Origin of the sequence: Amycolatopsis sp. NPDC058278 (assembly GCF_042881395.1) — a bacterium.
Taxonomy (GTDB): domain Bacteria; phylum Actinomycetota; class Actinomycetes; order Mycobacteriales; family Pseudonocardiaceae; genus Amycolatopsis.
The window spans coordinates 94,658-105,679 of record NZ_JBHVXZ010000023.1 but is presented as its reverse complement, the minus strand read 5'-3'; the positions used below and the strand labels follow the sequence as shown (position 1 = coordinate 105,679).

At 73.1% G+C, this 11,022-nt stretch carries 9 protein-coding genes; 6 read left to right on the top strand and 3 right to left on the bottom strand.

Annotated features, from left to right (window positions below):
* Positions 1-282 precede the first annotated feature (282 nt).
* The gene (locus ACFVYA_RS14940) at positions 283-492 is read left to right on the top strand and encodes a hypothetical protein (RefSeq protein WP_285988617.1); all 210 of its coding nucleotides are present in this window, start codon (positions 283-285) and stop codon (positions 490-492) included.
* Between the two features lie 4 nt (positions 493-496).
* Here the strand turns inward: ACFVYA_RS14940 and ACFVYA_RS14935 are convergent, their stop codons facing one another.
* The 3 genes from ACFVYA_RS14935 to ACFVYA_RS14925 form a co-directional block, all read right to left on the bottom strand.
* On the bottom strand, positions 497-1,735 hold the full coding sequence (locus ACFVYA_RS14935) for a diguanylate cyclase (protein WP_387045283.1): 1,239 nt from the start codon (positions 1,733-1,735) through the stop codon (positions 497-499).
* A gap of 139 nt (positions 1,736-1,874) precedes the next feature.
* Complete coding sequence (locus tag ACFVYA_RS14930; protein WP_387045275.1) at positions 1,875-3,092, bottom strand: MFS transporter; 1,218 nt, start codon at positions 3,090-3,092, stop codon at positions 1,875-1,877.
* Positions 3,093-3,213: 121 nt separating this feature from the next.
* Positions 3,214-3,996, bottom strand: coding sequence for an IclR family transcriptional regulator (locus ACFVYA_RS14925; protein ID WP_387045272.1), 783 nt, complete (start codon positions 3,994-3,996; stop codon positions 3,214-3,216).
* An 84-nt stretch (positions 3,997-4,080) separates the two neighbouring features.
* Here ACFVYA_RS14925 and hutH point away from each other — a divergent pair, with 84 nt between their 5' ends.
* From hutH to hutI, 5 genes are all read left to right on the top strand, one after another.
* On the top strand, positions 4,081-5,607 hold the full coding sequence (hutH, locus tag ACFVYA_RS14920) for a histidine ammonia-lyase (RefSeq protein ID WP_387045270.1): 1,527 nt from the start codon (positions 4,081-4,083) through the stop codon (positions 5,605-5,607).
* Positions 5,607-7,268, top strand: coding sequence for a urocanate hydratase (gene hutU, locus ACFVYA_RS14915; RefSeq protein ID WP_387045268.1), 1,662 nt, complete (start codon positions 5,607-5,609; stop codon positions 7,266-7,268). The genes hutH and hutU overlap by 1 nt, the downstream gene beginning before the upstream one ends.
* Positions 7,265-8,461 (top strand): allantoate amidohydrolase, encoded by a 1,197-nt coding sequence (locus ACFVYA_RS14910; protein ID WP_387045267.1) that lies wholly within the window; start codon positions 7,265-7,267, stop codon positions 8,459-8,461. The genes hutU and ACFVYA_RS14910 overlap by 4 nt, the downstream gene beginning before the upstream one ends.
* A 101-nt stretch (positions 8,462-8,562) precedes the next feature.
* Positions 8,563-9,813: a formimidoylglutamate deiminase gene (locus ACFVYA_RS14905; protein ID WP_387045265.1), complete on the top strand. Its 1,251-nt coding sequence runs from the start codon at positions 8,563-8,565 to the stop codon at positions 9,811-9,813.
* On the top strand, positions 9,801-10,946 hold the full coding sequence (gene hutI / locus ACFVYA_RS14900) for an imidazolonepropionase (RefSeq protein ID WP_387045262.1): 1,146 nt from the start codon (positions 9,801-9,803) through the stop codon (positions 10,944-10,946). Before ACFVYA_RS14905 ends, hutI begins: the two co-directional genes overlap by 13 nt.
* Positions 10,947-11,022: the final 76 nt, after the last annotated feature.

The following is an 11,022-nucleotide window of genomic DNA, read 5'->3' as shown; positions in this document are numbered from 1 at the left end:
CCCCAAACCCCCGCCAGGGCGGGCTTCGCCCCCTGGACCCCCCGGGTGGTTGCGTTCGGTGGTGAGTCAGACGAGAGGCCGGGGCGGGGCGGGGCGGGGGGAGTCCGGCGGGTGGGGCGGGGACGGGGTGCGTCGGTGGGGGCGCTCACCTGGGGTTTTGGGTTTTTGGTTGGGGTTTTTGGGGGCTGTGGTGGGGGCCACTTGTGGGTGAAATTCGTGTCAATGTCATGCTTGGGGTCCGACCATGGCTCCGCACCCGTGGAGTCGGAAGTAGGTGGCCAGATGACCTGGGCCCGGCGTAGTGGCAGTTCCCTTGCCAATGATGAAGACAGCCGGATGGGCGTTATCCGGGCCGAAGAGGCAGTACGGCTCGGCGAACAGAACGATCGTGCCGTGCTCACCGTGGCCGGACACTCCTCCGACGTCGACGACTGTGCCGAACTGCTGGCCATGCTCGGCCTCGACGCCGGACGGCGGCAGCGGACCGCCTGACCCCTCACGCCAGGTCTGCTACGTGGACCACCTTGTTCCGGCCCGTCGCCTTCGCGTGGTAGAGCGCCGTGTCCGCGGCGTCCAGCAGGCGCTGTAGCGAAGCGCCTGCTTTCGGGTAGACCGCGATGCCGATCGAGACCGACAGGCCCGTGATCGACAGCCGGCCCGCCGGAACCTGCAACGCGCTGATCGCCCGGCGGATCCGCTCCGCCACCGCGCCGATGTCCGGTTGCGTGATACCCGGCAGCAGGACCACGAACTCCTCGCCGCCGAACCGGCCCACCGCGTCCCCCCGGCCGCGGACCGCCGAGATGATCGACTGGGCCACCGCCTTCAGGACCGCGTCACCCGCCAGGTGGCCGTACGTGTCGTTCACCTGCTTGAAGTGGTCCAAGTCCAGCATCAGCAACCCGAACGTACCCCCCTGGCGCGCGGCGGCCGCCAAGGTCCGTTCCGCCAGCGCGTGCCAGCCGCTCGTGTTGTACAGACCCGTCTTCTCGTCGCGGTGCGCCGCCACCTCCAGCTGCTTCACCAGCACCGTCCGGTGCAACAACAGCAACGGCGGGAACACCAGCACCACCAGGCCCGGCAACGTCGCCAGCACCACCGCGTTGAGCGCACCCAGACACAACGTCGCCACCTCGAGGCCGTTGTCCGACCACGTGCCGAACAACGCCTCCGCGGTCCGGCCGACCTCGCGGCGGGCCGGGAGAACCAGCAGCGCGTTCACCGCGAAGAACGCCACCCCCGCGGCCGCGATCGCGAACGTCCCCGCCCAGCTGCGGGCCATCGCCGAGCGGACGTCGGAGAAACCCGAAACCCGCAGCACCGACTGGGCCGCGAAACACGACAGCACGATGATCGCCGCGTTGCTGACCGTGCGGGAGACCGGCACCCGCTGCAGGCGGTACCAGCTGCGGACCGCCAGGTGCGCGTACAACCCGCCGACCAGGACCGCCAGCAGGAGCGGCGGCAGCAGCAGCACGCCGGCGAACGTCCAGACCGACGTCATGTTGATGTGCGGCGTCCCCGACACGCGGCGGCGGATCCGCTCCACGCGCCGGCCCGACTCCGACTGCGCCACCCCCAGAACCAGCAGCACCACCAGGATCGACAGCGTCCGGCGGTCCACCGCGATCGGGGACGGGCGCAGCGTCAGCACCACCGCCACCACTTCGCTGACCAGGCAATAAACGACCACCCGCGGACCCTGGCGCCACAGCACCCAGCGCCGCGGCGCCACGAGGACGTCACGAATGCGCGGCCCAGGGCGCGCGATCCCGCTCCCGGTCCGCATACTCATGGTGTCCGGCCGGTGACGGAGCCGGTCCGGCCCGGGGTCGTGAAGGGAGGCGCACCATGTGCGGACGCGACAACTGAGGTCATCGCCCCACCACTCCGACCCGGCGCCACGCCCTCGCGATCGGCACGGCCACCGCGGCACCCGCCGCCCCGGCCACGGCGATGGTGTGCGCCGGGCCCAGCACGTCGGCGAGCGCGCCCGCCGCGGCCGCGCCCAGCCCCTGCACGGTGATCAGGCCCGCCGAATTCACCCCCGCGCACTGCGCCCGGTGCTCGTCGGGCACCCGCCGCATGAACGAGACCGTGCCCTGGATGTTGTAGCCCGTCGCCACCAGCCCGGACGCCGCCAGCAGCACCACCGACGCCACCAGGCCGGGCCGGCAGGCGAACACCACCAGCGGCAGCCCGGCCACGATCCCCAGCCGGCCCAGCACCCGGACCTGCACGTGCTCCGGGATCCACTTGCCGAACACGACGCCGCCGAGCACGCTGCCCGCCGGGTCCGCCGCCATCAGCAGCCCCACCAGCGTCGCGCCCGCGCCGATCCCGGCCGCGTACGGCGCGGCCAGCGCCTCCGGGACGACGTAGAACCCGGCCAACCAGTTGAGCGCCACCAACGTCCGCAACGCCGGGTCACGCCAGATCAGCCGGATACCCGCGCCGGTCGCGGACAGCCAGGCCGGCCGGACCGCCCCGGCGATCGCCGCTCGCCGCCGGACGCCGGTGACCAGGAACAACGCCGAAAGCAGGAACGTCGCCGCGTCCAACGCCAGCGCCGCGGACGGGGTGAACGCGGCGATCAGCGCGCCGCCCCCGGCGAACCCGGCCAGCTGCGCGCCCTGCATCGTCACGTTCCGCAGGGCCATCCCGACGAGGTACCGCTCGCCGGCCAGGATCGACGGCAGCAGCGCCTGCTGCGCCGCCTTGAACGGCCCCCCGAGCGCCGTCATCACCGCGACCAGCACGCACAGCACCCACAGCGGGACGCCGGGAACGGCGATGACCGCGACCAGCGCGGCCCGCGCCAGGTCGGCCGCGACCATCACGTCCCGCCGCGGCCACCGGTCGCCCGCGCCGGCCAGCAGGATGCCCCCGAGCAGCGAAGGCACGTACGTCAGGGCGTAGGTGAGGCCGGTCAGCGCGGCCGAGGACGTGCGCTGGAAGACGAGGACGGCGAGCGCGACCCTGGCGAGCTGGTCGCCGCAGACGGACAGCAGCTCGGCGGTCCACATCGCCCGGAACTCGGCGACGGCGAGCACCGCACCGAAACCGGCCTTCTTCACGCGTGCGTCATCCATCGGTGTCCCTCGAAACCGCAGCCCCAGCTACGGTAATCACCCACCGGAGTGGAATCGAGCCGTTCGGTGACAGTTGCGCCGATCGCAGCAGCCGCGACCCCCGGACGGCCTGCGCCGGAGGTCAGGCCGGGTGGCCACCGATGCGGCTGGTGAGCTCGGCCGCCGTCGTCGCCACTTCGCCGGCCAGGTCCGGCCACGTCTCCGTGCACGGTTCCGTCGTGCAGTGGTGGCGAAGCGTGACGCTGATCGCGGCCAGCGGGCGGGTGCCGTGGTCGAAGACCGGGGCGGCCACCGAGGCGAAGCCGTCGGTGACGTGGCCGTCCTCGACCGACCAGCCGAGCCGGCGTTCCGCGTCGAGGGTGCGGCGCAGCTCGGCCAGCGTGCGCGGGCCGCGGCCGGTGCGGAGCACGAACGCCGACGCCGCCGGGAACAACGCGCGGACGTGCGGGGGCGGCAGGCGGCGCAGGATCGCCCGGCCGGACGCGGTCAGCTGCGCCGGCAGCCGGACGCCGACCTCCGTCACCAGTGTCTCCGGCCGGGCCGGGCGTTCCTTGATCAGGTACAGCGACTCGTTGCCGTGCAGGACGCCGAGGTGGGCGGTGTGCCCGACGCGGTCGACGAGCTTGCGCAGCAACGGCCCGGCCAGCCGCTCCAGCGGATCGTGGCGCAGGTAGGCCGAGCCCAGCTCGAACGCCGCGATGCCCAGGCCGTAGCGGCGCTCGGCGGGCAGGTGCACGACGAAACCGGCCGCTTCGAGCTCGTTGAGCAGGTGGTACGTGGTCGAGCGGGGCAGTCCCGCTTCCCGGGCGATGGCGGCCGCGGTGACCGGGCCGGGCCGCGTCGCCAGCAGGGTCAGCACCGCCAGCCCGCGGCGCAGCGCCGGGACTTCGCTGCTGTCGCCCATGGCCTGAGCTTAGCGTCTGGGATACCAGACAGAACCACTCGTCGACGCATGCCACCAGCGGGAAGGACGATGTCCAATGGGCCCATGCCGGAAAAAGTGCTCCTGGGCCCGGAGCCCCTGACCGCCGCCCAGGTCGTCGACGTCGTCCGCGGGCACGCGCCCGTCGGGCTCACCGACGCCGCCGAGAAGAACCTCGCCGCGACCCGTCAGCACATCGAGAACCTCGCGCACGCCGTCACGCCCACCTACGGCGTCTCGACCGGCTTCGGCGCGCTCGCCACCCGGCACATCCCGGTCGAGAGCCGGACCGCGCTGCAGCGCAGCCTGATCCGCTCGCACGCCGCCGGCGCCGGACCCGCCGTCGAACCCGAGGTCGTCCGCGCGCTGATGCTGCTGCGGCTACGCACCCTCGCCAGCGGCTACACCGGCGTCCGCCCGGGCACCGCGCAAACGCTTGCGGCCCTGCTCAACGCCGATATCACCCCGATCGTCCACGAGTACGGCTCGCTCGGCTGCTCCGGCGACCTCGCACCCCTGGCCGCCGTCGCGCTCGCGCTCATGGGTGAGGGCGAAGTGATGTATCGCGGCGACGTAATGAAGGCGGAAGAAGCGCTGAAGTACGCGGGCATCGAGCCGGTCGTGCTCGCCGAAAAAGAGGGCCTCGCGCTCACCAACGGCACCGACGGCATGCTCGGCATGCTCCTGCTCGCCGCCGCCGACCTGCACCGGCTCTTCGACATCGCCGACCTCACCGCCGCGATGAGCGTCGAGGCCCTGCTCGGCACCGACCGCGCCTTCGCCGCCGACCTGCAGGCCCTGCGCCCGCACCCCGGCCAAGCGAAGTCCGCGGCCCGGATGTGGCAGGCGCTGCAGGGCTCGAAGATCGTCGAGAGCCACCGCGGCCCGGACTGCAACCGCGTCCAGGACGCCTACTCGCTGCGCTGCGCCCCGCAGGTGCACGGCGCCGCGCGTGACAGCCTCGCGCACGCCGAACTCGTCGGCGAGCGCGAACTGATGTCCGCCGTGGACAATCCCGTCGTCCTGGCGGACGGCCGCGTCGAATCCAACGGCAACTTCCACGGCGCGCCCGTCGCCTACGTCCTCGATTTCCTGGCCATCCCGATCGCCGACGTCGCCAGCATCGCCGAGCGCCGCACCGACCGGATGCTCGACAAGGCGCGCTCGCACGGCCTGCCGCCGTTCCTCGCCGACGACCCCGGCGTCGACTCCGGCCACATGATCGCCCAGTACACCCAGGCCGCGATCGTCAGCGAGCTCAAACGGCTCGCCGTACCGGCGTCCGTCGACTCCATCCCGAGCAGCGCCATGCAGGAGGACCACGTCTCCATGGGCTGGTCGGCCGCGCGGAAGCTGCGCAAGGCCGTCGACGGCCTGACCACCGTCCTGGCCATCGAGCTGCTGACGGCCGCGCGGGCGCTGGACTTCCGCGCGCCACTGGAGCCGTCGCCGGTCACCGGCGCGGTGCGCGACCTGCTCCGCACGAAGGTCGCGGGCCCCGGCCCCGACCGCCACCTGGCGCCCGAGATCGCGGCCGCCGAAGAACTCGTCCGCTCCGGCGCCGTCCTCGACGCCGCCCGTCTGGAGGCCTGATGAACCACGAGTCCCGCGTCGTCCGTGCCGCCCGTGGCACCCGGCTCACCGCCAAGTCGTGGCAGACCGAAGCCGCGCTGCGGATGTTCCACAACAACCTCGACCCCGACGTCGCCGAGCGGCCCGAGGACCTGGTCGTCTACGGCGGCACCGGCAAGGCCGCCCGCAACTGGGCCAGCTTCGACGCGATCACCCGCGAACTGACCACTTTGGACGTCGACGAGACGCTGCTGGTGCAGTCGGGCAAGCCGGTCGGCGTGTTCCGCACGCACGAGTGGGCGCCGCGCGTGCTCATCGCGAACTCGAACCTGGTCGGCGACTGGGCGACCTGGCCGGAGTTCCGCCGCCTCGAGCAGCAGGGCCTGACGATGTACGGGCAGATGACCGCGGGCTCGTGGATCTACATCGGCACCCAGGGCATCCTCCAGGGCACGTACGAGACGTTCGCCGCCGTCGCGAAGAAGAAGTTCGGCGGGTCCTTGAAAGGCACGCTGACCGTGACCGCCGGGCTCGGCGGCATGGGCGGCGCGCAGCCGCTCGCCGTGACCATGAACGACGGCGTCGCCCTGGTCATCGAATGCGACCCGCAGCGCGCGCACCGCCGCGTCGAAACCCGCTACCTCGACGAGGTCGCCGACGACCTCGACGACGCGATTTCCCGCGTCACCAAGGCGAAGCAGGAGAAGCGCCCGCTGTCGGTCGGCGTCGTCGGCAACGCCGCCGAGGTGCTGCCGGAACTGCTGCGCCGCGGCGTCGAGGTCGACATCGTCACCGACCAGACGTCGGCGCACGACCCGCTGTCGTACCTGCCCAAGGGCGTCGACGTCGCCGACTGGCACGACTACGCGGCCAAGAAGCCCGACGAGTTCACCGACCGCTCGCGCGAGTCGATGGCCGACCACGTCGAGGCCATGCTCGGCTTCCTCGACCGCGGTGCCGAGGTCTTCGACTACGGGAACTCCCTGCGCGGCGAAGCCAAGCTCGGCGGCTGTGAGCGCGCGTTCGACTTCCCCGGTTTCGTGCCCGCCTACATCCGGCCGCTGTTCTGCGAGGGCAACGGCCCGTTCCGCTGGGCGGCGCTCTCGGGCGACCCCGAGGACATCGCGGCCACCGACCGCGCGATGCTCGAGCTGTTCCCGGAGAACGAATCCCTCGCCCGCTGGATCCGGCTGGCCGGCGAGCGCGTGGCGTTCCAGGGCCTGCCCGCCCGGATCTGCTGGCTCGGCTACGGCGAACGCCACCTGGCGGGCCTGCGGTTCAACGAGATGGTGGCCAGCGGCGAGCTGAAGGCCCCGGTCGTCATCGGCCGCGACCACCTCGACTCCGGCAGCGTCGCCTCGCCGTACCGCGAGACCGAAGGCATGGCCGACGGCTCCGACGCGATCGCCGACTGGCCGCTGCTCAACGCCCTGGTCAACACGTCCTCGGGGGCCAGCTGGGTGTCGATCCACCACGGCGGCGGCGTCGGCATGGGCCGGTCGATCCACGCGGGCCAGGTCAGCGTCGCCGACGGGACGCTCCTCGCCGCGCAGAAGCTGGAGCGGGTGCTCACCAACGACCCGGGCATGGGCGTCATCCGGCACGTCGACGCGGGCTACGATCGCGCGGCCGAGGTCGCCGACGAGCGGGGTGTGCGAGTGCCGATGCGGGAAGCGGAGTGAGCGCCTCGGGGCTCTTGGAGGAGATCGCCGACGTCGGGCGCGACCCGAAGCGCGGCGGCTATTCGCGGCACGCCTTCGACGCACCCGAGCACGACCTGCGGGAGTGGTTCGTCGAGCGTGCGCTGGGGCTCGGGCTGGACGTCGAGACCGACCGCAACGGCAACATCTGGGCCTGGTGGGGGCCGCCGGGGCGCAACGCCGTCGTCACCGGCAGCCACCTCGATTCGGTTCCCGGCGGCGGTGCGTTCGACGGCCCGCTGGGCGTGGTGAGCGCGCTGGCCGCCGTCGAGGCGTTGCAGGGCAACGGGTTCCGGCCGCGCCGGCCGCTCGCCGTCGTGGTGTTCGCCGAGGAGGAGGGCGGCCGGTTCGGCGTTCCCTGCCTGGGGTCGCGGCTGCTCACCGGCACCATCGACGCCGACAAGGCGCGTGGCCTGCGGGACGCCGACGGCGTGACGTTCGCCGAAGCGGCCGGAAAGGCGGGCGTCGACCCGGCCCGGATCGGCCCGGACACCGAGCGGCTCGACCGGATCGGGCACTTCATCGAGCTCCACGTCGAGCAGGGGCGCGGGCTGATCGACCTCGGCTCGCCGGTGGCCGTCGGCAGCACGGTGATCGCGCACGGGCGCTGGCGGTTCTCCTTCGCGGGACAGGGAAACCACGCCGGCGCCACGCTGCTCGCCGACCGCGCGGATCCGATGCTGCCCGCCGCGGCGACGGTCACGGCCGTGCGGCGGCTGGCCGCGAAGGTGCCGGACGCGCGGGCGACCGTCGGCCGGCTCGTGCCGACCCCCGGCGGGACCAACGTCATCGCGTCCACAGTGGACCTCTGGCTGGACGCGCGGGTGCCCGGCCAAGGCACGCCGGGCCTGGTCGCCGAGGTCAGCCGGGCGGCGTCGGCCGCGGCGCAGGAGGAAGGCTGCCGGGTCGAGGTGACGCGAGAGTCCTACTCCGGCGACGTCGTTTTCGACGACGCCCTCCGGCGTGACCTGGGCGGCTGGCTCGGCGGGCCGCCGGAGCTGCCGACCGGCGCCGGGCACGACGCGGCCATCCTGGCGGGGTTCGTCCCGGCCGGCATGCTCTACGTGCGCAACCCGACCGGGATCAGCCACTCGCCGGAGGAGTTCGCCGAGGCCGGCGACGTCGAAGCCGGCGCGGCGGCGCTGGCCACCGTGCTGGAGCGGCTGGCGCGATGACCCTCAGCCCGCGGGGGCGCCCCCCGTTTCCAGCCTATCGCGAGCCACCGACAGTTTTCTGGTGCGAACAGGCCTGGCTGCCGGACGGGATCGCGGCCGGGGTGCGGATCGACGTCGGCGGCGGCCGGATCACCGCGGTGACGACGGGCGCGCCCCGCAGTGGCGTGGTGCTTCGCGGACTGACCCTGCCGGGCTTCGCGAACGGGCATTCGCACGCCTTCCACCGGGCCCTGCGGGGGCGGACGCACCACGAGCGCGGCACGTTCTGGACGTGGCGCGAGCGGATGTACGCGCTGGCGTCCCGGCTCGACCCCGACACGTACTACCGGCTGGCCCGCGGGGTCTACGCCGAGATGGTGCTCGGCGGGTACACGAGCGTCGGCGAGTTTCACTACCTGCACCACGCGCCCGGCGGGAAGCCGTACGCCGATCCGAACGCGATGGGGGAGGCGCTGCGGCAGGCCGCGGCCGAGGCCGGGATCCGGCTGACGCTGCTCGACACCTGCTACCTGGCGGGCGGCATCGGTGTCGAGCCCGACGACGTCCAGCGGCGGTTCTCGGACGGCTCGGCGTCAGCGTGGGCTTCGCGCGTGGGCGCGCTGAAGGAAGGTGAGCTGTTCCGGGTCGGCGGGGCGATCCACTCCGTGCGCGCGGTACCCGAGGACCAGCTGTCCGAAGTGGACAAGGGTGTGCCGGGGAACCGGCCGCTGCACATCCACCTGTCCGAGCAGCGCGCGGAGAACGAGCAGTGCGAGGCGGCCACCGGGTTCACCCCGACCGGGCTGCTGCGGGCCCGCGGTGTGCTCGACGAACGGCTCACCGTCGTGCACGCGACCCACCTCACCGACCGGGACGTGCGGTGGCTCGGCGAGTTCCGGGTCGGGGCGTGCTTCTGCCCGACCACCGAACGCGACCTCGGCGACGGCATCGGCCCGGCCCGCGCCCTGCGGGACGCCGGGGTGCGGCTGAGCATCGGCAGCGACAGCAACGCCGTCGTCGACGCGTTCGAAGAGACCCGGGCGCTGGAGCTGGACGACCGCCTGGCCAGCGAACAGCGTGGCCGGTTCAGTGCCGAAGAGCTGCTCGAAGCGGGCACCGGCCACGCGGCGGTCGGGTGGGCCGAGGTCGGCGCGCTCGCCGTGGGGGCGGGCGCGGACTTCGTCACCGTGGCCCTGGATTCGGTGCGGACGGCCGGGATCGAGCCGTCGGGGATCGTCTTCGCGGCGTCCGGCTCGGACGTCCGGCACGTCGTCGTCGCCGGCCGCGAGGTCGTGCGGGACGGCGTGCACCTGCTCGTCGACCGACCGGAAACCGTACTGGCGAAGGAGATCGAGGCGCTGTGGCAGTCCTGATTACGGGCATCGGCGAGCTCACCACCAACGACCCGGCGCTGGGCAGGCTGACCGATGCCGCCCTGGTCGTCGAGGGCGGCGAGGTCGCCTGGGCCGGGTCCGCCGCGCAGGCCCCGGACGCCGACGAACGCGTCGACGTCGGAGGCCGCGCGGTGCTGCCCGGCTGGGTCGACAGCCACACGCACCTCGTCTTCGCCGGGGACCGCACCGCCGAGTTCGAGGCGCGGATGGCCGGAAAGCCCTACACCGCCGGCGGAATCGCGATCACGGTCGGCGCGACGCGGGAAGCGTCCGACGAGCAGCTGGCGGCGAACCTGCGGCACCACGTCGACGAGGCGGCCCGGCAGGGCACGACGTGCCTGGAGACCAAGACGGGCTACGGGCTCACGGTCGCGGACGAAGCGCGCAGCGCCCGGATCGCCGGCGAGGTGGCCGACGAGGTGACGTTCCTCGGCGCGCACCTCGTGCCGCCCGGCGCCGACGCCGAGTCCTATGTGGACCTCGTCTGCGGCGAGATGCTCGACGCGGTCGCGGAAAGGGTGCGCTGGGCGGACGTGTTCTGCGAGACGGGAGCGTTCGACGAGGCTCAGTCCACGCGGGTGCTGAAGGCCGCCGCCGGGCGCGGGCTCGGCCTGCGGGTGCACGGCAACCAGCTCGGCGAAGGCCCCGGTGTCCGGCTGGCCGTCGAGCTGGGCGCGGCGAGCGTCGACCACTGCACCTACCTTTCGGACGCGGACGTCGAAGCGCTGGCGGCTTCCGAAACGGTCGCGACTTTGCTGCCCGCGTGCGACTTGTCGACCCGCCAGCCCCTGGCCCCGGCGCGACGGCTGCTGGACGCGGGGGCGACGGTGGCACTGGCCAGCAACGCCAACCCGGGCAGCTCGTACACGACGTCGATGGCGTTCTGCGTCGCGACGGCGGTGCTGCAGATGCGCATGACGATCGAGGAGGCGGTCTGGTCGGCGACGGCGGGCGGCGCGAGGGCGTTGCGCCGCGACGACGTCGGCGTGCTGCGGCCGGGCGCGCGGGCGGACGTCCACGTGCTCGACGCGCCTTCGGTGACGCACCTGGCTTACCGGCCCGGCGTGCCGCTGACGAACATGGTGTGGCGCGCCGGGGAGCGCGTGCGCTAACGTCGAAAGCGAGGACGCGCGAAGACACAGTCCGGTATGGGTTAGTCCGGGCATGCTCACGCAGGCTTACCTGTGC